Below are 20,812 nucleotides of genomic sequence, written 5' to 3' on the forward strand. Positions count from 1 at the left end.
CTTCCCGGCCATGGTCATCATATTCTCCACCAGGCCGGCGACGTCCGCCCCCGCCAGCCGGTAGTAGCGGTGCCGCCCCTGCGCCAGGCATACCAGCAGCCGGCCGTTCACCAGGCGGCTCAGGTGCGCGCTGGCGGTAGAGGCGGAAATGTCCGCCGCCGTAGCCAGCTCCGTCGCCGTCCAGGCCCGGCCGTCCATCAGGGCGCAGAGCATTTTCACCCGCGAACTGTCGGCCATGGCGGAAGCGATAGCCGCCACGGCGACGGCCAACGACTCATCATCGGTAATAACTGCGGCAGGTTTGAGCATATGGCCTCACGCGTGAGTGGCCCAGCGGCGCGTCGCCTCCTGCGCCAGCGGGAAATTATCGGTCACCAGAATCAGGCGATTATCATGGTCGCTGTACTGCGTCAAAATATTGACCCCCTGCGCGGCCAGCGCCCGGGCGATGGCGCCGAGCTCTCCCGGCTGCTCCTGCCTGAGGCGGCGAATAAGCGGCTGAGTGACCGCCGCCACCGGGATCCCGGCCTCTTCCAGCGCCGCTCTGGCGCGCTCGCCGTCGGCCACCAGGAAGTGGGCGTGGCACCGGTCGTCGACGGTGAAGACGCCGCCGCCCTCCAGGCCCACGCCGCCGTTGCCGAGCGTTTGCCCCAGCAGCGCCAGCGCGCCCGGACGATTGGGCAGAATCACATAAATATCATACATGGCCGCGATCCTCGCCTCTTTCCGCGCCGTATTCGCGCATCAGCCGGGTGATACGAATCTGATAGTCGGCAAAGATACTCTCTTTTCCCTCCTGCTGAGCCTCCCGGTGGGCGAGGTTATTTTTCCACGCCAGCACCGCCTGCTCGTCGCGCCACCAGGAAAGCGACAGAATTTTCCCCGGCGTCGTCAGGCTCTGAAAACGCTCAATGCTGATAAAACCATCGATAGTGCTGAGCAGCGGCTTAAGCTCCGCCGCCAGCGCCAGATAGCGCGCCTGGCCTTCCGGCGCTACCTCGGCTTCAAAGAGTACGGCAATCATTGTGTCATCCTTATTTGTTCAGCGGTGCCGCTACTCTATGCCCCTCGCCCCGCAGATGCTTCGTCGGCGGACGAAGTATTGCCCGCGCCATACTGGTTAAAAAATAGACAACATATTCACTAAAACAATAGCCAGGGCCCTGGAAAAGAAAAATCTCCGCGCCGTCGGCATCTTTTTTTCCGCAGCAATAAATCACGGCTCGCTTAGCCAACAAACTGTTTTTATTGATTAATCGACATTGAAACGTCACCCGAGCGTCATCTTAATGGCACAAAAGTGTGATCTAAATCGCACTTTTTGCAACGCGCGTTATAGTTAGCAGACTTATTATAAGTCCATCGAAAGCGCAGCGCTTTCCACCTGTAAAGTTAAAAGGAAAAACACCATGAAAAACGTAAAATTACTTGCCGCCGCCGGTATGCTGTCCCTGGTTTCTTTTGCTAGCTTCGCTCAGCACCCGGTCAGCGTGACCGCAGATACTCTGGACAGCGCGGAAGCGAAAATCGCCACCATCGCTAAAGATCAGGGCGCGTCTTACCACATTACCGAAGCATACACCGGTAACCAGGTTCATATGACCGCCGAGCTGTCTAAATAAAAGAATGGTTGCAGAGGGAGCTGCCGGACCGGCCGCCTGAGGCGGCCCGTTTGGCTCCCGCCGCGCAATAACCATGCAGCAATGTCGGGCCCCTTTATGGGGCCTTTTTTGTTAGCGCGCGCTGAATAGACAGCACGCTGAGCAGCACCACGACCAGCCCCACCAGCGCCAGCCCCTGAATCTTCTGCCCGAGAATAATCCAGCCTAACAGCACCGCGGTCACCGGGCTCAGCAGGCTCAGCGCCGAGACCGCCACCGGCGAGAGGCGGCTAATCCCGCGGAACCATAGACCGTACGCCAGCATCGCCCCCGCCACGCACAGCCACAGATAGCCCGCCGCCTGGGTCAGGGTCACCTGCTGTAAAGGAGGATCGACCAGCAGCGCAATCGGCGCCAGCACCACGCCGCCAATCAGCAGCTGCCAGCCCGTCAGCGCCACCACCGGCAGCGATATCGCCCAGCGTCGGGAGAGCCAGGTTCCCAGCGCCATGCTGACCGCCCCTAAAAACGCCGCGCCGATGCCCAGCGGATCCAGCACCGTCTGCGGGGAGAGCAGCAGCAGCGCCATGCCGATAATGCCGCTACAGGCCGAGGCAACCGCCATCCACGGCGATCGCTGCCTGTCCACGGACCAGGCCAGCAGCATCACCAGCAGCGGCTGAATGGCGCCGATCACCGCCGCCAGCCCGCCGGGCAAGCGATAGGCGGCAATAAACAGCAGCGCCTGGAAGGCGCCAATATTGAGGATCCCGGTGACCGCCAGCTTCCAACACTCGCTACGCAGAGGAAAGCGGCGGCACCAGATTAACAGGGCGATCCCCGCCGGAAGCACCCGCAGCAGCGCCGCGAAAAACGGCCTGTCCGCCGGCAATAGCTGCGAGGTCACAATATAGGTCGTCCCCCAGATGGCCGGGGCCAGGGCGGTCAACAGCAGGTCAAAAACGGGCGAACGCGAGAGAAAGGTCATGATTTTATCTTCACATCAAGGTAAATTAGTCAGCAAAGTATGTATCGATAGATATCTTGATATCAAGGTAAGTGGGCACGAATGGACAAATCACCGCAAACAGACGCCGTAGACCGCATTCTTGAACAGTGGAAGCGGGAGCGTCCCGATCTTGACTGTAGCCCGATGGGGCCGATTGGCCGCCTGAAGCGCTGCGCCATGCTGCTGGAACCGCGCGTCGAGGCGGCGTTTATCCGCCACGATCTGGTGCGCTGGGAATTTGACATGCTGGCGACCCTGCGCCGGGCGGGAGAGCCGTTTACCCTCTCGCCGACCCAGCTTTTTTCGACGCTGATGATCACCTCCGGCACCATGACCCACCGCCTGAAGGCGCTGGAAAAACGGGGGTTCATATGCCGGCTGGCGAATCCGCAGGATGCGCGGAGCATGCTGGTGGCCCTGACCCCGGAGGGGCGAGAGCGCATCGATCGCGCGGTTGAAACGCACGTCGAGAACGAACGCCAGCTGCTGGCGGGACTCACTGCGGAGCAGCGCCAGCGGCTGAACGACGCGCTGGCGGAACTGATGCGCCTGCTGGAAGAGGACTAGCAGCCGGCGGCGATATAGTCGCCGTTGGCGCTGATCGGGATCACCGTCAGGAACAGCACGCAGGCAAACAGAATCAGGATGATGCCGCCGGCAATCTTCACCGCCGGAACCAGCAGCCTGAGGCGCCCGCCGCCGCCGGCAAACAGGCCGACCGCCCGTTCGCGGGCGTAGCGCACCGCCAGCGACAGGCCGAGGATCGACAGGGCCGTCCCCAGCGACATGGCCATCACCGCGGCAATTCCCCAGCTGACGATCCCCAGGGCGTTGGCAAACAGCAGGATCATAATCGCCCCGCTGCAGGGCCTCGCGCCGATTGCCAGCACCACCCCAAGCCGGGTTTTCCAGTCCACCTGCGCCAGCTCGCGCCCGACGCCGTGGCGGCCGCAGCCGCAGTTTGGGCTATGGTCATGCAATGGCGTCAGCGAACCGATCGCTATCTTTCGCGGCCGCAGGCTTTTAAGCGTTTGATAGATAATAAATACGCCGAAGGCACCGACCATCAGCGCGCTGATTTTTTCGACGTACCAGCGGCTGGTGCTGAGATCGCCGGAGGCAAGATTGAGCCCTATCGCCAGAATAAATACGAACAGGATGGCGCACGCGCCCTGCATCAGGCTGCCGAGAAACGGCACCACCCGCGCCGCCAGCAGGCTCTCCTTATTGGTGCTGAGATAGGTGGTCACGATAAATTTTCCGTGCCCCGGCCCCACGGCATGCAGCACGCCGTAGAGGAACGCCCCGCCGAGCAGCCATACGCCGCCGCTGTACTGGTGGTTGTTGAGCTGCAAAAGATACATCACCAGATAGCGGTGGAGCGTGATTTGCGTTGCCAGGCACCACTGAATAAATGCGCCCCAGTGCGCGTGGAGTCCCCAGCCGCACCACAGTAACGCCAGCGCGGGCAGCCCCAGCGACAGCAGGCGCCAGTCGCGCGCGAGAATGCGAGTTGTCATCATTTTTCGCCATCGAGTGAATCTGAATTTTCCGCCCGGCGGGAGAGGCTATTCCTCCGCCAGCGCGCTGAATAACGGGGATATTGCGTTTTGCAATACCCGCTAAATACGCATAACATCTGCCCCAATATATCGTCGTCAGGCAAGGAGATGCTTGTGGAACACAATACCGCTTCCGAGCGACCAGACAGCCACGAAAGCCGCTTCCATAAAGAAGAGTTTCCCTTCTTCTGGGTGGTCAACGTCTATGCAAAGTATACCCAGCAGATGGAAGTCGAATTAAAAAAAATCGACATCGACCTCTCGCGCTTTCGGGTGCTGATGCTGGTTCATCAGTACCACCGGGCCAGCATCTCCCGCATCACTGAATACGCCGTCAGCAAAATGCCCACCGTCACCAAAATTGTCGGCCGCCTGCGCGACGATGGTCTGCTGACCACCCACGTCAGCGCCAGCGACGGGCGCGTCACCGAAGCGGAGCTTACCCCCGCCGGCGAGGCCAAGGTGGCGCAGGCGCAGATCCTGAGCAAAAAGGTCTTCACCAAAGCGTTCAAAGGGATTACCCCGGCGCAGGAGAAGAAAATGAACCACGTGCTCTCCCTGCTTCTGCACAACCTCGACGATTAATTCTCTTTCCGACGCGGCGAAAATAACCATTTTAAGCCAATGGCTATTATCGCCAGCCCGCCTTACCCCTCGTTTTTCGCACGCTTTTTTATCATTTTTTTAACTTATATTTTGCGCTTTATTTTGTGACCAGCATCAAGAGAATAAAATATAACCGCAATTTAATTCCAATAAAAATCAATATATTAAAAAATATTTTTTGTTTATAAAATGTTCTTATAGCTAAAAACGATGTGAAAAGTACGTTACAAATTACTTGAAGTTTCAAGTTTTAATGACAAGATTACCTCAGGTCCAGCGCGGCGTATTTTTCATACAGCCGACGCATTTCAGGTTATCGCTAAACGGAAACGTGAACCATGGCTAAGCAACATTGCACGGGTATTACCGAATCTCGTTCCGGGTTTATCTCTCGCTTTACGCTGGGCGCCGGGGAGCTGACGTTTGCGGCCAAAGATACGCTTGATATCGCCGGCCACCCAACCCGCGCCGGCAGCCCGGTGATGCAGGGCGCTCTGCCGGCGAGCAGGCACGCCGCGGTGATTCAGCGGCTGCTGGAGAACGGCTGTCGCCTGCTGGGCAAAACCACGCTCCACGAGCTGGCTTTTGGCGTTACCGGCATTAATGCGTGGAGCGGGACACCGCTTAACCCGCACTACCCGGCGCTGATCCCCGGCGGATCGTCCAGCGGATCGGCCACCGTGGTCGCCGCAGGCGAGGTCGATTTTGCTCTCGGCACCGACACCGGCGGCTCGGTGCGGATGCCCGCCGCCTGCTGCGGCGTGGTCGGCCTGAAGCCAACGTGGGGACGCGTGAGCCGCGAAGGGGTTATCCCTGCCCACAGCTCGCTGGACTGCGTCGGCTTCTTCGCCCGGGAGATCGCCCCCCTGCGTTCGGCTCTTGAGAAAGCGCTGGGGGAAACGGCGGCGCAGTTCCCGGCACGGCGCGGCGAGGCCGGCTTTATCTCCGGCCTGGCCAGCGCGGAGATTGACCGGCTGATCCTCGCGCGTCTGGCGCAGGCGGGCGTAGCGCCGCCGGCGGTGACCCTTCCGGGATTCAGCGAGGCGCACGAGGCCGGGCTGACGATCATCAGCCAGGAAAACTGGCAGGCGTTTCACGCCATCGTTGATGCCCCGGAGCTGGCGGCGGACGTTGCGCTGCGCATCCGCGCCGGGGCGGATATTAGCCCGGCTCAGCGGCAGGCGGCCGAGCAGGTGCGGGCGGCGTTCACCCGCGCCGTCGACGCGCAGCTGGCCAGGACACCGTTTATCTTACTGCCGACCCTGCCGGCGCTGCCGCCCACCCTGCAAGAGGCGGCCGATCCGCTTAGGGTGGTCAACCTGACCCGGCTGGTACGCCCGTTTAATTTAAGCGGCCATCCGGCGCTGACCCTGCCGGTTGGCGAAATAGACCAGCGCCCCGTCGCCCTGCAGATAGTCGGCGGGAAAAATAGAGAGTTCGCTTTACTCAGCTTTGCCGAATCGCTGCAGGCAAAACTGAAATAAAATTCAGACCCCAGGCAAAATATAATAATAGTCCAAAAGGATCCCCGGATCTTATTCAGCCAGCGGCGGGGATAGCCGAATAACGGCGGATATAAAAATTTATTCTCTTTAACTGGAAGAGGCAAAGTCGCATGTTACATTCATCTGCAATATCACGTGCGGAAAAGACGCTGCACGCCACGAATAGTGAATTAAGCGAACTTCTCGGCGATTTAAAAAAGCGCAGCGAGGAATTTGAACAGCAGAAATATATCTCCCACGATATTATTTCGCGCTTTAAAAAGATTGGCGTTTACCGCGCGCTGGTGCCAAAGCGCTACGGCGGCGACGAAATATCGCCGGCGGAATTCTGCCAGCTGGTGGAAACCATCGCCACCGCCGACGGCTCCGCCGGCTGGGTCGCCAGCTTCGGCATGAATCCGTTTTATCTCGGCGGCCTGCCGCTCGCAACCCTCGATGAGATCTACCGCCGCGGCCCGGACGTGGTCTTTGCCGGCGGCATTTTTCCGCCGCAGAAGGCCGCCACCCTCGACGACGGCTTTCGCGTCAGCGGCCGCTGGAGCTTCGCCAGCGGCTGTACCGGAGCGGAGCTGATTGGCGTCGGCATCCTTCCGGACGACGGATCGGCCCGCCCGCTGCCGCGCATTGCGGTGCTGCCCGCGGACCGCTTCACCATCGACCCGGTGTGGAATAGCGTCGGCCTCGCGGGCACCGGCAGCCATGACGTGATCCTCAGCGACGCCTTTGTCCCGGCGGAGTGGACCTTTATCCGCGGCGGCGCGCTTAATCTCGACGGGGCGCTGTACCGCTACCCGGTGCTGTCGCTGGCCACCCAGGTGCTGTCCGTCGTCGCGCTGGGGATCGCCCGCGCCGCGCTGAGCGAAGTCTACGCCATCGCCGAGCGGCAAAGCTCGGTTACCGGCGCGCCCTGCCTCGCCGACCGCCAGTTTGCGCAGATGGAAATCGCCCACTGCGAGGCGGAGCTGCGCTCGGCGCGCTGCTGGTTCTACGACGCCATTGACGACGTCTGGCAGGCCATCCTGCGCGGCGATGAGCCCGGCGAAGCGGCCATCAACGCGCTGCGCCTCTCCTCCACGCATATTACCCGCGTCTCCTCCTCGGTCACCACCCGCGCGCTGAAGCTGGCCGGGATGCCGGGGATCGCCATGCGCAGCCCGCTGCAGCGCTACGCCCGCGACTCGATGGTCATCACCCAGCACGCCTTTATGGGCGAGCTGACCTATATCAATGCCGGCAACATGTTCTTCGGCCACCCGCCGCTGCCCGGCTACCTGTAACCCTATAAGGAGACTCACTATGATCCGCGTTTTATTCTGCATCGGCGTAAACCAGAACTTTTTTGACGCCACCCCGGAGGTGGGCAAGCAGGTATGGGCCGCCTTCGGCGAAATGATGAACGGCATCGCCAACGTCGACGGCGTCACGGTCATCGGCAATATGGATGATGACCGGACGATGGTCGGGCCCTCAACCGGCTGGCCGTGGACCACCTACGTGCTGGCCGACGCGCGGGATTTCGAGGCCGTTACCGCCGCCTGCAATCTGTTCCGCAGCGTGCAGGTCGGCGATGGCCCGGACCGGCTGTGGAAATATTGCAAAGTCGAAGCCCGTACCGGGCGAGAACTGATTATCCAGGCCTAGCCGATGAATAATATAAACACCCTGCTGCAGCGGCTGAATAAGCTCGAAGCCGCCGACCAAATCCGCAAACTCATCAGTCAATATATGCATTTATGCGATGACCTGAGCCATCCGGATATTGCCCGGCAGATCGCCGACTTATTTAGCGAAGAGGCGGTTTGGGAAGGCGTTGGCGATTTATATCAAAGCAAGCTGGGGCGCTATTGCGGACGTCAGGAAATAGCCGAAATGATGGCGCGCTATATTAGCGAGCCCTCCCACTTCGCAATTAACGTCCACTACCTGACCGCGGAATATATCGATATCGACGCCGAGAATAGCGCCAGCGGACGCTGGAAAATGCTGCAGGCTTCCACCTTTCGCGCCGGCGGCTCGCATTTAAACAGCGCCGAGCTGGTGATTCGCTTTAAAAAAACGGATGAGCGCTGGCTGATCGCGCATTTCACCACCCGAAACCTGTTCAGCCGCCCGGTTGACGGCTGGCACTCGCCCGCCGATCTACCCGTACCCGCCAGAGAAGCACAACAATAACGCCTGGAGATTGAGCAATGTCGATACCCGAAACGATCCCTGTTAAGAACCTCCTGCCCGGTGACTGCCCGGCCGCGCTGGGCGCGCTGGTGCAGTCAGACCGCGTGCATACCTCGCTGTACACCTCCAGCGATATCTTTGCCCTCGAGATTGAAAAGATCTTTAACCGCACCTGGGTGTGGGTGGCCCATGAAAGCGAAGTCCCCGACGCGGGAAGCTTTAAGTCCGCCATGGTCGGCACCCAGCCGGTTATCGTGGTCCGCGATCGCAAAGGCGGGATTAACGTCCTGCTTAACCGCTGCCGCCACCGCGCCGCCACCGTCTGCGAACACCGCAGCGGCAAAACCAACGGCTTTACCTGCCCGTACCACGGCTGGGGCTACGGTCTGGACGGCGCCCTGCGCGGCGTTCCGCATCCGGAAAGCTACGGCAACACTCTCGAAAAAGACCAGCTTGGGATGGTGCGCCTGCGCACCGAGAGCTACGCCGGCATGATCTTCGCCAGCTTCAACCCGCAGATAGAGCCGCTGACCGACTTCCTCGGCCCGGCGATGAAGTGGATGGATCTGTTTATGAAACAGGGCGCCGGCTACCCGCTACAGGCCACCACCGCCCACCGCTTCCGCTTTCCGGGCAACTGGAAAATCCAGCTGGAAAACACCACCGACGGCTACCACTTCCCCATCGTGCACAAGTCGTTCCTCAGCTCGGTCGATAAGCAAACGGAAGAGATGCTCAACTTCGTCGATGGCAAAGGTTTCGTCGAGGATCTCGGCAACGGCCACAGCGTGATGGTGATGATCCCTGAGCTTATCGATCTCGACGAAAATCTCGATGCGCCGATCCCCGAGCGCTTCCTCGAGCTGGCGCAGGGGCTGCGCGATGAGGGGCATGAAGAGCAGCAGGTCCGGCGGATCGTCCGCGCGGTCGGCGGCAGCGGCTTCAACCTCAACCTGTTCCCCAACGTCGCCTGCTCAATGGCCTTCTTCCGCGTGCTGCAGCCTCTGTCGGTTGAGGAAACTGAAATTCACCACGTGGTGCTGACCATGAAGGGCGGCCCGGCCATCGCTAACCAGGCCCGCCTGCGGATGCATGAGCACTTCCAGGGGCCGATGGGCTTCGGCACGCCGGATGACTCCGAGGCCTGGGAGCGCGTGCAGCGCGGCGGCGGCGCGGGCGGCGATCTGTGGATCATGCTCAACCGCGGCCTGCCGGGAGAAACCCGCACCGCCGACGGCCTGCGCGGCGACGTCAGCGCCGAAACCGGCATGCGTGCCGCCTATCAGCAGTGGAAACGCCACATGACCGCAGAGAACAGGGGGCAAAAATGAACCCACAGCCGATCCTCAACGCCGCCGTTCACTTTATTAATCTCGAAGCGGACCTCCTCGACCAGGGCGAATTCCGCGAGTGGCTGACGCTTTGGCAGCCGCAGGGGATGTATATCATTCCCGTCGATCAGCAGGCTACCGACTTTGCCAACACCCTGAACTACGCCTACGACAACCAGGCCATGCGCGAAAAGCGCGTGAACCGCCTGTACAGCGGGGAGTCTATCTCCACCACGCCGCGGGCGCGCACCGTCCGCATGAGCGGCCGCCATCGTCTGCTATCCGCCGACGAGGAGCGCGTGGAGATCCGCTGCGCCCAGTTCCTCTATGAATACCGCAAAGGCAACGAACAGCACTATGTTGCCGACCTGAGCTACGTCCTTAAGCCGCAGGGCGAGACGTTCCTGATCGCGCAAAAGGTGGTCCGCCTGATTAACGGCGACGACTTCCTGCACAGCATTGGCTACATCCTGTGAGGTCCCTATGAAACGAAGCGTACTCGTGACCGGCGCCGCCAGCGGCCTCGGCCAGATCATCAGCCGCCACCTGTGGCAGCAGGGCTATCAGGTCGCCATGGCGGATCTCAGCCTCGAGGCCGCGCGCGTTAGCGCGCAGGAGATTGACCGCGGCGAAGCACGCCTGCTGCCGCTGGCGCTGGATATTCGCCAGCCCGCGCAGTTCAGCGCCGCGCTGGAGCAGATCGGCGCGCGCTTTGGCGAACTGGACGTGCTGGTGAACAACGCCGCGCTCACCCTAACCACGCCGATCATGGAGATCTCGGTGGAGGAATTCGACAGGGTGACCAGCACCAACCTGCGCGGGACCTTCCTCGGCTGCCAGATCCTCGGCCGCTACTTTAGCCAGCGCAAAAGGGGCAGCATTATCAACCTCGCCTCGCTCGCCGGGCAAAACGGCGGCACCGCCTCCGGCGCCCACTACGCGGCCTCGAAGGGCGGCATTTTGACCCTGACCAAAGTCTTCGCCCGCGCCCTGAGCGCCGACGGGGTTAGCGTCAACGCCATCGCTCCCGGCCCGCTGGATCTCCCCTCGGTGCACGCCGCGGTGGGGGCCGACAAAATGCCGGCGCTGCTGGAGATGATCCCGATGAAGCGCCTCGGCGATCCGCTGCTGGTGGCCCGCGCGGTCGAGCTGCTGGCGGCCCCGTCCGCCACCTTTATTACCGGGGCGACCTGGGACATCAACGGCGGCATTTACATGCGCTAGGCCCCGCGAGGGGGGAGAAGACAGATGGCTGAAACACTGATCGTCCGCGTCGCAGAACGCGAAATGCAGGGCACCGACGTCGCGGTGCTGACGCTGACCTCCGTCGACGGGGCCGCCCTGCCGTCGTTTAGCGCCGGGGCGCATATCGACCTTCACCTCGGCGACGGGGTGGTGCGTCAGTACTCGCTGTGCGGCAGCGCCCATCACCCGCAGCACTACCGCCTGGGGATCCTCAAGGATCGGGCATCGCGCGGCGGGTCGCTGGCCGCCCATCGGCTGGCGGTGGGCGAGACGGTGGTCATTAGCCCGCCGCGCAACCTGTTTGCGCTCGACATGGCGGCCGAACACAGCCTGCTGATCGGCGGCGGGATCGGCATCACCCCCATGCTGGCGATGGCGGATACGCTGTTCCGCGCCGGGAAATCCTTTGAGATCCACTACTGCGGCCACAGCCGGGAGAGCATGGCGTTTCTGCACGAGCTGGCGGACTGCCATTTCAGCGCCCACGTCCGGCTACATATCAGCGATGAGGGGCACAAGGTGCGTCCCGCCGAGGTGCTGGCCGGGCACCATCGGGCGGGACACCTCTACGTCTGCGGTCCGGAAGGCTTTATGACGTGGATAGCCGATGCCGCGCGGGGCTGCGGATTTAGCGCCGGGCAGCTGCATCAGGAGTATTTCAACCGCGAAGTCGAAACCGGCGGCGAGCGCTTCGAGGTCGAGGTGCCGGAGCTGGGCCTCACCGTCAGCGTCGCCGAGGAGCAGACCATCGTCGCCGCTCTGCAGGAGGCGGGGATTAAGGTCAAAGTCTCCTGCGAGCAGGGGGTCTGCGGCACCTGCCTCGCCAACGTCTGCGGCGGCGTGCCGGATCACCGCGACGAGTATTTAACCGCTGAAGAACGCGAAGATAATGACCAGATCCTGCTGTGCTGCTCGCGGGCCAAAAGCCCGCGTCTGGTTATCGAAGGCTTCGAATACGTCAAACTGAAATAACGGATACCGCTATGAACCTGACATCTGATTTCCGTAACGCCATGGCGCAGCTGGGCAGCGCTATTACCATTATCACCACCGACGGCCCGGCGGGACGCTTTGGCTTTACCGCCTCCGCCGTCTGCAGCGTTACCGATTCTCCGCCCACCCTGCTGGTGTGCATGAACCGCTCCTCCTTCGCCCATAGCAAATTTAAAGAGAACGGCGTTCTGTGCGTGAACGTGCTCTCCGCGCGACATCAGGCGCTTTCCGCAATCTTTGCCAACAGCCAGCTGCGTTCGGAGGAGCGTTTTCAGCACGAGCAGTGGCTGGCGCTGGAAACCGGCTCGCCGGCGCTGGCCTCCGCCGTCGCCAGCGTCGACTGCACGATTAGCGCCAGCCATGAGGTCGGCAGCCACAGCGTGTTTTACTGCGAGGTCCGACAGATTCGCCAGGACCAGCCCGGCGACGGCCTGGTGTGGTTTAACCGCCGGTTTCATACCCTTAGCGCCGAGGCCCTCAGCCAGGCTGCGCCATAACTATAAAAAGCCCATCGCGACCTTTACCCGGCGCCCGCTCGTTGGCGCCCACTTTCACCTGTAGTGGAGTTCACGCAATGTCCGGAGCTGCGAACGATATGACGCCAGGCAAGCCGCAATCAATGCGCAAACTGATTATTGGCTCTTTTCTCGGTAACTCACTGGAGTGGTACGATTTCTTTCTCTACGGTACGGCGGCGGCGCTGGTTTTCGGCCCGCTGTTCTTTCCGGCAACCGACGATCCTTTGCTCGGCGCGTTTCTGGCACTATCCGGCTTCGCCATCGGCTTTATCGCCCGACCGCTGGGGGGCATCGCCTTCGGGCATCTGGGCGATAAGTACAGCCGAAAAATGACGCTGATTATCACCCTGACGCTGATGGGCGCCAGCACCTTTCTGATCGGCCTGCTGCCAACCTACGAGCATATCGGTATTCTGGCGCCGATCGCCCTGATTAGCCTGCGCTTCGTGCAGGGCGTGGCTTCCGGCGGGGAATGGGGCGGCGGCGTGCTGATGCTGAGCGAGAACGCGCCGGAAAGCCAGAAGGGCTACTACACCGCCTGGAGCCAGGTGGGGGTTTCCGGCGGCTTTGTGCTCTCTTCCCTCGCCTTCTACCTGGTGCAGCTGCTGCCCCAGGAGGACGTGCTGGCCTGGGCATGGCGTATTCCGTTCCTGCTGAGCCTGTTTATTTTCCTCGTTGGGGTCTATATCCGGCGCAACATCGAGGAAAACGCCGAGTTCGTTGCCCGTAAAGCGCAGCCGGCGGAGCAGCCTCTGCCGGTGCTGGCCGCCTTTAAGCATCACCCGAAAGCCATTTTACAGGCTATCGGCCTGCGGCTGGCGGAGAACGGCGCGGTCTACATCTTTTTCACCTTCTCGGTGGTCTACTGCAAACATATCGGCATCGATACCAGCCAGACCATTGCCGCCGTCACCATCGCCATGGCGGTGGAGATCGCCACCATCCTCGGCTGGGGCTGGCTGTCGGACCGCATTGGGCGCAAAAAAGTCTACTATGCCGGCGTGATCGGGATGGCGCTGGTGGCCTTCCCCTTCTTCTGGCTGCTGCAAATGCACAGCTTCCCGGCGATCCTGCTGGCGATGCTGCTGGCGCTGCCGGTCTGCCACGGGGCGATGATCGCCGCCCAGCCGTGCATGATGGTGGAGCTCTTTCCGGTGGAGGTGCGCTATACCGGCCTGGCGCTGGGGCATGAAATCGGCGCGGTGATCTCCGGCGGCATTAGCCCGATGCTGGCGGTCGCCTTCCTGATGACGTGGGACAGCTACGTGCCGATCGCTCTGATGCTGCTCACCTTTGCCCTGCTGGCGCTGCTGGCCCTGATGAGCATCCGCCAGCCCGGCGCGCGCCGCCGGCAGCAGACGGCATAGCGAAATTGTCGTTCGCCTCCCTACGCCCGGCAGGCGCGGCGAACCCGCCTGCCGCTCTCTTCTCCCCCGATCCGTTCAACGGCGCTATCGCGACGAGTTCAGGCTCTCCAGCGGAAAAGGACGATCCTGCACCACGGTTTTCATCACCAGGGTCGATCGCAGGTGCTGAACGCCGGGCATCGCGGAGAGTTTGTCATCGTATAGCTTCTGGAACGCCGGCAGATCGCGGGTCACCACGTGCATCAAATAATCCGGATCGCCGAACAGGCGCTGCGCCAGCACGATCTGGGGGATCTCTGCGACCGCTTCTTCAAACGCGCTGACCGCTCGCTTATCCCCCTCTTTTAAGGTGGCAAAGACGATCGCCATAAAGTTAAAGCCCATCTTTACCGGATCGAGGCTGGCGCGATAGCCGGCGATGGTCCCGTCTTGCTCCAGCGCGCGCAGCCGCCGATGGCACGGCGAGAGGCTGAGATTGACCCGCTCCGCCAGTTCGGTTATCGAGAGGCGGCCGTCGGCCTGCAGCTCGGCAAGAATTTTTCGATCTATGCTGTCCATTTGGAAGATTTTCACTTTTAAAGGGAGTTTTAAGCATAACATTGAAAGCTCATTGCGCATCATTCCCGATATTCTTGCGGGTAACTTTTCGCAAGAGTTTGAGCGCAATCGCCATGCAACATGGATCCAACCACGGTGGGGAGAGCCCGCTATGGAAATGAGTTTTATCGCGAGCTTCTGGCTGGTATCTTTTCTGCTGATCGTCACGCCGGGAGCCGACTGGGCCTATGCCATCAGCGCCGGGATCGACGGGCGACGGGTGGTGCCTGCCGTGGCCGGGCTGATGTCCGGGCATCTGCTGGCCACCCTCGTGGTGGTCGCCGGCGTTGGGGTGCTGATCGCCGGGCATCCGCTGGCGCTGTCGGCCATCACGCTGCTGGGTGCAGGCTATCTGCTGTGGCTCGGTATCGGCATTTTACGCCATCCGTCGGCGCCGTCGGCCGCCGAGCGGCGGACGGATAGCTGGCAGGGCTGGGCAATAAAAGGCCTTTGCATTAGCGGCCTGAATCCAAAAGTCTTTCTTTTGTTCCTCGCCCTGCTGCCGCAGTTTACCGATCCGCACGGCAGCTGGTCGGTGGCGATGCAGATGTCGGCGCTGGGCTGCCTGCACCTGATAACCTGCACGGTTATCTATTTGCTGGTCGGCTACGGGTCGAAAACGGTATTAGGCGCTCGCCCCCAGGCGGCACAAAGGGTCAGCGTCATTTCCGGCATCATCATGGTGATAATTGCCCTGATCTTATTCTACGAGCAGCTAAAATAATCGTTCTGCGCGGGCGAAAAAGGAGCAATATTGCCCCGTTCGTTTAATCCCTGAGGCCGCGGCGTAAATTTATCGCGCAGCGGCCAGCGCTATTTCCGTCAGCCTCCCGAGGCGGATCCCACGTCATTAAATAGCCTGCAAAGCGGATCAAAAATCGCGTTTCAGGTGCGAGTAATAATCACTTCAAAAAACCCGATAAAATCAGCACGCTTATTCCGGCGTAAAACAGCTGGCCCACCCCCTCCAGATAGCTCCAAAAAATTCCAAACAAACCCTAAACAAGATGAGCGGCTGGCTCAGCGACGCCGCGGGAGTTTCCTCCTCACCGGCGGCGTAAATAATTGACCGCCGGCGTCACACATATCGCTTTACTTATTATTACTATTCTCCGCCTGAAATTTGCAGTATGGTTTAGGCGCTGTTGTAGTGATGCAGTCAATGCTATCCGGCGTGGATATCGTTCTTCGCAAGCTGCGGGACATTTACGCAATATTCATCTGCGGTACGCGGCCTGAACTCTCCATCATGGAATGATGGCACGCCCGCCGGGAGTTTAATTATTACAGTACTATGAGTCAGGAGAGACCCGGGCCCATAGCCTATGCCTCTATATTTATAGAGCGCATAATCAGGAGAAAAGCAGGATGAAGCGGATGCTGAAACCACCAGGAAAAACGTATTTTTTCAAAGAGATAAAAATACCACCCGTCACTCTTTATGAAGCCATCGCGCCCCGAACGCGGAGATACTTTTTGCTTCATTCATTATCTCAAACGTAATGACCTGACCCGGCAGATATATATGCTGGAATACTTTCCCTGCGCCCTAAAAGTACAGCGAAAGGTAAAATTAACGATTAAACATTACAGCCGGATGTAAAACCTGGCCTGCTGACGATGGCCAGAACGTAATGTATGCCTGAAATTAAAAGGGATGATAATGAAAAACAATACCGATATCAAAAAAAGGAACTTCCTGACTCAAGCCGAAATAGAGTCGCTGTTGAAAGCAGCCAATACGGGAGCGCACGCCGCGCGTAACTACTGCCTGACCTTATTGTGTTTTATTCACGGCCTGCGCGCCAGCGAAATATGCCGCCTGCAAATATCCGATATCGACCTCCGTTCAAAATGTATTTATATTCATCGGCTGAAAAAAGGATTCTCCACTACCCACCCGTTACTGAATAAAGAGATTCAGGCATTAAAAAACTGGCTGGAGATCCGTAGCAGCTATCCCGATAGCGACAGCGAATGGCTATTTTTGTCACGTAAAGGTAATCCCCTTTCGCGCCAGCAGTTTTACCAAATTATTTCGTCATCCGGAGACCATGCCGGACTGTCGCTGGAAATACATCCGCACATGCTCCGCCACTCCTGTGGATTTGCGTTAGCCAACATGGGAATCGATACGCGATTAATCCAGGACTATCTCGGACATCGCAATATCCGCCATACCGTCTGGTACACCGCCAGTAACGCCGGGCGCTTTTACGGTATCTGGGACAACGCCAAAGAGAAGCAGCGCGTTAGCCTTATTCAGTAATCTCAGCCAACGCCACGGAGGGCGTTGTCATGCGCCGCCGCCGCGGGAAACATTAATAAAGATTAACCATGCGTTAATTGCGATTAATGTTCCCGCAAGTTCTTATTTCAGCAATAAACAAGCAAATCGCAATATCCCTGGATATATTCAGGATATCCATTGGCTATTTATAACCGGGCGTAACGATTGCCACGTGTTAGACTCGGAAGGCGTGGTAGCGGGGGATGATGCGCCCCGCAGGACGTGGAAACTCCGGGCGCTGACGAGGGCTATGCGGGAAAATAAAATAGCCTGGCGCACGCGTTTAAAACGCTTGCGCATTATTTTTTCATCTATAATATCGCCAGCCATAGCTTTTTCCCTTTTGATTTTATGAACCTGGCAACGATTGCCGGCGACGCTATTGTGGTATTGAATAAAATCCATAAAAATAAGAATTATCGCGTGGCGCTATTTTCGCTATGTGTAAATGTAATGTGATCGCCTATTTGAACTTAAATACCTTCATATAATACGGTTTTAACATCGCGGATTATTTTTTCATCAGCCTGAACGTTTTTTCAGGCTGAGGCCTTGGTGTAAATAAAATACAGGAGCAGTGTATTGTGAATCGACGTCGTTTTCTTACCGGCAAAGAAGTTCAGGCTATGATGCTGGCCGTTCGCCACGGGCCCACCGGCGAACGTGATTATTGCCTTATCCTGCTGGCGTTTCGCCACGGCATGCGCATCAGTGAACTACTCAACCTGCACTACCGCGATCTTGACCTCAGCGAGGGGCGCATCAACGTCCGCCGGCTGAAGAACGGATTTTCCACCGTCCACCCGCTGCGCTTTGACGAGCTGGAGGCCATTGAGCGCTGGACCCGGGCCCGTGCCGGCTGGAAGGCCGCGCAAAGCACCGACGCTATTTTTATCTCCCGCCGCGGCACCCAGCTCTCGCGCCAGCAGGCGTATCGTATTATCCGCAGCGCTGGCGAAGAGGCCGGAACCGCCACCCACACCCATCCGCATATGCTGCGCCACGCCTGCGGCTACGAGCTTGCTGAAAGAGGGACAGATACGCGTTTGATTCAGGATTATCTGGGACATCGCAATATTCGCCATACGGTACGCTATACCGCCAGCAACGCCGCGCGTTTTGCCGGACTATGGGAAAGAAATAATTTGCTGGATAAAAATATCCCTGAGCAGAAGAAATAAATTATTACTTTGATAAATAAGATAAATTTCGTGAATGAACAAGTCAATTGGGGCCAAACTGTTTATATCATAAAAATGTTTTGTAATCTTTTGCAACTGGCAAGTGCATATATTTCCAAAAATAATAAATATCTAATTGATTAAAAACACTTTTTACTCCGACATTTATTTACTTTCATTTCCATCCGATTCGTAACCTCGCCTTGTCCTCTCCGCTGACTCAGCCACTCCGTTTACGCTACTAAAAATAAAAATCCAGCATAAAAAACCACTAAAAAGAACACTAAAGAACTTTAAATTCAATATTACGTCTTAAGACCCCCGTTTTTTAGCACTTTAACCCAACGAGTCAAAATGGCCCCAATTGACTCATCGTTGGGGCAAAAACTGAGCAGAGCCGGCAGTCGGACCATTCGGCTGACATATGGAATGCCTGGAAGGCACAAAGACTGCCAATTTCGGTTCGTAATATCGACATTGTTTAAAGGAAAACAACATGAAAATCAAAACACTGGCAATCGTTGTTCTGTCAGCCCTGTCCCTGAGCTCCGCGGCGGCTTTGGCCGATACCACCACGGTAAACGGCGGGACAGTGCATTTTAAAGGGGAAGTGGTCAACGCAGCCTGTGCAGTAGATGCCGGCTCTATCGATCAAACCGTACAGCTGGGCCAGGTACGTTCAGCCAAACTCGCTACCGTGGGCAGCACCAGCTCCGCCGTTGGTTTCAACATCCAGCTGGACGACTGTGATACTACCGTTGCGACTAAAGCATCCGTAGCCTTCTCCGGCACCGCGGTCGATAGCACCAACACCACCGTACTGGCACTGCAAAACTCTGCAGCCGGCGGCGCAACTAACGTTGGCGTCCAGATCCTCGACAGCACCGGCACCGCGCTGGCGCTTGACGGCGCAACCTTCGGTGCTGCCACCACGCTGAACGATGGCACCAACATCATTCCGTTCCAGGCTCGCTACTACGCGACCGGCGCAGCAACTGCCGGTACCGCTAACGCCGACGCGACCTTCAAAGTTCAGTACGAGTAATTCACCATCACGCACGGATGCTCATCGGGCCAGGATGGCCCGTTATCCATACAGGACTGGGGTAATCACGATGCAAGGAATGAAATCAGGTCTGCTGATCGTTTTGCTGCCGCCGCTGGCGCTGGCCGGTAACCAGTGGAACGTCACCCTGCCCGGCGGCAGCATGCGTTTCCAGGGCGTGATCATCGCCGAATCCTGCCGCGTGGAAGCGGGAGACCGTCAGCTAACGGTCGAGATGGGGCAAATCAGCAGCAATCGGTTTCATTCAGTTGGCGAAGATACTAACCCCGTTCCTTTCGCTATCCATCTGCAGGATTGCAGCACCGCGGTCAGCCAGCGGGTGGGAGTGACCTTTCACGGCGTTGCTGACGGCAAAAATCCGGACGTGCTCTCGGTGGGCGAAGGCCCCGGCATCGCGACCGGCGTCGGCGTGGCGCTGTTTGACGGCGAGGACCATCCGATCCCGCTCAATAGCCCACCGGCGGCCAGGTCACGGCTGTATACCGGACCGACCACGCTACATTTTGTCGCCAAATATCGGGCGACCGGACGTCAGGTGACCGGCGGAGCCGCGAACGCTCAGGCCTGGTTTGCTTTGACCTATCAGTAACCAGCCAGCAGGCATACCGGATACGGGAATCAACGGTGAGTATAAAAGGGGAAAACGTGAGAAAGAGACTGGGGATGACGCAAAGCCTGGTGGCGGGATTGTTGATGATCGCCACCGCCGGGTTTAGCACCGCTGCCGATGCGGGCGTGGCGCTGGGAGCCACCCGGGTTATCTATCCTGCCGGGCAAAAGCAGGTCCAGCTGGCGGTAACCAATAACGATGACAACAGCACCTATCTGATTCAGTCGTGGGTAGAAAATGCCGACGGTCAGAAGGACGGACGGTTTGTGATCACCCCGCCGCTGTTCGCCATGCAGGGTAAAAAAGAGAACACCCTGCGGATCATTGACGCCACCAACAATCAGCTGCCGCAGGATCGCGAAAGCCTGTTCTGGATGAACGTTAAGGCGATCCCGTCGATGGATAAATCGAAGCTCAGCGACAATACCCTGCAGCTGGCGATTATCAGCCGCATCAAGCTCTACTATCGCCCGGCTAAGCTGGCGCTCTCGCCGGACCAGGCGACGGAGAAGCTGCGCTTTCGCCGCAGCGCGAACACCCTCACGCTGATTAACCCTACTCCCTACTACCTGACGGTGACCGAACTCAACGCCGGAACCCGGGTGCTGGAAAACGCGCTGGTTCCGCCGATGGGCGAAGCCTCGGTGAAGCTACCGCCGGGCGCCGGCAGCGAGATCTCCTGGCGGACGATTAACGACTACGGCGCGCTGACCCCGCGGATGAAGGGCGTCGCGCAATAGCTCCGGGGAAACCAGCGTTATCCCCTGAAATATAATAAGAACTGACAGCCGGGCGACTTCGGACCGGAGGGATTATGTCACATCTGAAATATGGACCGAACCGTTTGGTTTCTCCCCGCACCCGGCGTCATGCCCCGCGTTTTGCGGGGCCGCTGGTGCAGTTCCCGCTGCTGCTTGCGCTGGCCACCCTGGCCTTTTCCGCGCGGGCGGAGCTCTATTTTAACCCGCGTTTTTTAGCCGACGATCCGGCGGCGGTGGCGGACCTCTCGAACTTCGAGAAGGGACAGGAGGTGCCGCCCGGCACCTATCGGGTCGATATCTATCTCAACAACGGCTTTATGACCACCCGCGACGTGACCTTTAAGGCCGGAGAGGAGGATCATCGCCTCGCGCCCTGCCTGACCCGCGGCCCCCTGGCG

At 59.1% G+C, this 20,812-nt stretch carries 26 protein-coding genes; 20 read left to right on the forward strand and 6 right to left on the reverse strand.

The features are described 5' to 3' along the window. The 3 genes from PFH44_RS15150 to PFH44_RS15160 form a co-directional block, all read right to left on the reverse strand. Nucleotides 1–309, reverse strand: a 309-nt coding sequence (locus PFH44_RS15150) for an ArsR/SmtB family transcription factor (protein ID WP_283825406.1), incomplete at its 3' end; no start/stop codon positions are given. A gap of 6 nt (nt 310–315) precedes the next feature. Further along, nucleotides 316–705, reverse strand: a complete 390-nt coding sequence (locus tag PFH44_RS15155) for an amino acid-binding protein (protein ID WP_283825407.1) — start codon at nt 703–705, stop codon at nt 316–318. Continuing rightward, on the reverse strand, nt 698–1,024 hold the full coding sequence (locus tag PFH44_RS15160; RefSeq protein WP_159865298.1) for an antibiotic biosynthesis monooxygenase family protein: 327 nt from the start codon (nt 1,022–1,024) through the stop codon (nt 698–700). The genes PFH44_RS15155 and PFH44_RS15160 overlap by 8 nt, the downstream gene beginning before the upstream one ends. A 385-nt stretch (nt 1,025–1,409) precedes the next feature. Here PFH44_RS15160 and PFH44_RS15165 point away from each other — a divergent pair, with 385 nt between their 5' ends. Continuing rightward, nucleotides 1,410–1,622 carry a YdgH/BhsA/McbA-like domain containing protein gene (locus PFH44_RS15165; RefSeq protein WP_015585822.1) on the forward strand — a complete coding sequence of 71 codons (213 nt, stop codon included), beginning with the start codon at nt 1,410–1,412 and terminating at the stop codon, nt 1,620–1,622. A gap of 94 nt (nt 1,623–1,716) precedes the next feature. Here PFH44_RS15165 and PFH44_RS15170 read toward each other — a convergent pair whose 3' ends face one another. Further along, a complete protein-coding gene (locus tag PFH44_RS15170; protein ID WP_283825408.1) occupies nt 1,717–2,589 on the reverse strand; it encodes an EamA family transporter in 873 nt (290 codons plus the stop codon). 81 nt (nt 2,590–2,670) lie between these two features. Between PFH44_RS15170 and PFH44_RS15175 the strand changes: the two genes are divergently transcribed. Further along, nucleotides 2,671–3,177, forward strand: a complete 507-nt coding sequence (locus tag PFH44_RS15175) for a MarR family winged helix-turn-helix transcriptional regulator (protein WP_045857341.1) — start codon at nt 2,671–2,673, stop codon at nt 3,175–3,177. Here the strand turns inward: PFH44_RS15175 and PFH44_RS15180 are convergent. Continuing rightward, a complete protein-coding gene (locus PFH44_RS15180) occupies nt 3,174–4,130 on the reverse strand; it encodes a nickel/cobalt transporter (RefSeq protein ID WP_283825409.1) in 957 nt (318 codons plus the stop codon). The two genes, PFH44_RS15175 and PFH44_RS15180, sit on opposite strands and share 4 nt — an antisense overlap. Before the next feature lie 150 nt (nt 4,131–4,280). Here PFH44_RS15180 and PFH44_RS15185 point away from each other — a divergent pair, with 150 nt between their 5' ends. The 11 genes from PFH44_RS15185 (at nt 4,281) to PFH44_RS15235 (ending at nt 13,909) form a co-directional block, all read left to right on the forward strand. Beyond that, nucleotides 4,281–4,757 carry a MarR family winged helix-turn-helix transcriptional regulator gene (locus tag PFH44_RS15185; protein ID WP_133600482.1) on the forward strand — a complete coding sequence of 159 codons (477 nt, stop codon included), beginning with the start codon at nt 4,281–4,283 and terminating at the stop codon, nt 4,755–4,757. Between the two features lie 359 nt (nt 4,758–5,116). After that, entirely contained in the window at nt 5,117–6,262 is a 1,146-nt protein-coding gene (locus tag PFH44_RS15190; protein ID WP_283825410.1) for an amidase, read from the forward strand. A gap of 131 nt (nt 6,263–6,393) precedes the next feature. Continuing rightward, on the forward strand, nt 6,394–7,560 hold the full coding sequence (locus PFH44_RS15195; RefSeq protein ID WP_115191962.1) for an acyl-CoA dehydrogenase family protein: 1,167 nt from the start codon (nt 6,394–6,396) through the stop codon (nt 7,558–7,560). 19 nt (nt 7,561–7,579) lie between these two features. Beyond that, complete coding sequence (locus PFH44_RS15200; RefSeq protein ID WP_283825411.1) at nt 7,580–7,924, forward strand: IacB protein; 345 nt, start codon at nt 7,580–7,582, stop codon at nt 7,922–7,924. Nucleotides 7,925–7,927: 3 nt separating this feature from the next. Further along, on the forward strand, nt 7,928–8,455 hold the full coding sequence (locus PFH44_RS15205) for a nuclear transport factor 2 family protein (protein ID WP_045857334.1): 528 nt from the start codon (nt 7,928–7,930) through the stop codon (nt 8,453–8,455). A 23-nt stretch (nt 8,456–8,478) separates the two neighbouring features. Continuing rightward, a complete protein-coding gene (locus PFH44_RS15210) occupies nt 8,479–9,786 on the forward strand; it encodes an aromatic ring-hydroxylating oxygenase subunit alpha (protein ID WP_463671551.1) in 1,308 nt (435 codons plus the stop codon). After that, nucleotides 9,783–10,262, forward strand: a complete 480-nt coding sequence (locus PFH44_RS15215; protein WP_045857330.1) for an aromatic-ring-hydroxylating dioxygenase subunit beta — start codon at nt 9,783–9,785, stop codon at nt 10,260–10,262. Before PFH44_RS15210 ends, PFH44_RS15215 begins: the two co-directional genes overlap by 4 nt. A gap of 7 nt (nt 10,263–10,269) precedes the next feature. Beyond that, nucleotides 10,270–11,010 (forward strand): SDR family NAD(P)-dependent oxidoreductase, encoded by a 741-nt coding sequence (locus PFH44_RS15220; RefSeq protein WP_132512917.1) that lies wholly within the window; start codon nt 10,270–10,272, stop codon nt 11,008–11,010. Nucleotides 11,011–11,034: 24 nt separating this feature from the next. After that, nucleotides 11,035–12,003 carry a PDR/VanB family oxidoreductase gene (locus tag PFH44_RS15225; protein ID WP_283825413.1) on the forward strand — a complete coding sequence of 323 codons (969 nt, stop codon included), beginning with the start codon at nt 11,035–11,037 and terminating at the stop codon, nt 12,001–12,003. An 11-nt stretch (nt 12,004–12,014) separates the two neighbouring features. Next, complete coding sequence (locus PFH44_RS15230) at nt 12,015–12,521, forward strand: flavin reductase (RefSeq protein ID WP_045857321.1); 507 nt, start codon at nt 12,015–12,017, stop codon at nt 12,519–12,521. 122 nt (nt 12,522–12,643) lie between these two features. Further along, a complete protein-coding gene (locus PFH44_RS15235) occupies nt 12,644–13,909 on the forward strand; it encodes an MFS transporter (RefSeq protein WP_283825418.1) in 1,266 nt (421 codons plus the stop codon). An 84-nt stretch (nt 13,910–13,993) separates the two neighbouring features. Here PFH44_RS15235 and PFH44_RS15240 read toward each other — a convergent pair whose 3' ends face one another. Further along, on the reverse strand, nt 13,994–14,467 hold the full coding sequence (locus tag PFH44_RS15240; protein ID WP_283825414.1) for an Lrp/AsnC family transcriptional regulator: 474 nt from the start codon (nt 14,465–14,467) through the stop codon (nt 13,994–13,996). 151 nt (nt 14,468–14,618) lie between these two features. Between PFH44_RS15240 and PFH44_RS15245 the strand changes: the two genes are divergently transcribed. The 7 genes from PFH44_RS15245 to PFH44_RS15275 all read left to right on the forward strand — a co-directional run. Beyond that, the gene (locus PFH44_RS15245) at nt 14,619–15,230 is read left to right on the forward strand and encodes a LysE family translocator (protein WP_045857319.1); all 612 of its coding nucleotides are present in this window, start codon (nt 14,619–14,621) and stop codon (nt 15,228–15,230) included. A 939-nt stretch (nt 15,231–16,169) separates the two neighbouring features. Continuing rightward, nucleotides 16,170–16,775: a tyrosine-type DNA invertase gene (locus PFH44_RS15250; protein WP_133600491.1), complete on the forward strand. Its 606-nt coding sequence runs from the start codon at nt 16,170–16,172 to the stop codon at nt 16,773–16,775. 605 nt (nt 16,776–17,380) lie between these two features. Beyond that, the gene (locus tag PFH44_RS15255) at nt 17,381–17,977 is read left to right on the forward strand and encodes a tyrosine-type DNA invertase (protein ID WP_045857315.1); all 597 of its coding nucleotides are present in this window, start codon (nt 17,381–17,383) and stop codon (nt 17,975–17,977) included. A 496-nt stretch (nt 17,978–18,473) separates the two neighbouring features. Then, a complete protein-coding gene (gene fimA / locus PFH44_RS15260) occupies nt 18,474–19,022 on the forward strand; it encodes a type 1 fimbrial major subunit FimA (protein WP_283825415.1) in 549 nt (182 codons plus the stop codon). A 70-nt stretch (nt 19,023–19,092) separates the two neighbouring features. Then, nucleotides 19,093–19,632, forward strand: a complete 540-nt coding sequence (gene fimI / locus PFH44_RS15265; RefSeq protein ID WP_283825416.1) for a type 1 fimbrial minor subunit FimI — start codon at nt 19,093–19,095, stop codon at nt 19,630–19,632. Nucleotides 19,633–19,667: 35 nt separating this feature from the next. Next, nucleotides 19,668–20,393, forward strand: a complete 726-nt coding sequence (locus PFH44_RS15270) for a fimbria/pilus periplasmic chaperone (protein ID WP_072051852.1) — start codon at nt 19,668–19,670, stop codon at nt 20,391–20,393. A 74-nt stretch (nt 20,394–20,467) separates the two neighbouring features. Then, the coding region (locus PFH44_RS15275; protein ID WP_283825417.1) for a FimD/PapC N-terminal domain-containing protein at nt 20,468–20,812 on the forward strand (345 nt) is incomplete at its 3' end.

Source organism: Klebsiella sp. Ech2A, assembly GCF_030078455.1.
Classification (GTDB): Bacteria; Pseudomonadota; Gammaproteobacteria; order Enterobacterales; family Enterobacteriaceae; genus Klebsiella; species Klebsiella terrigena.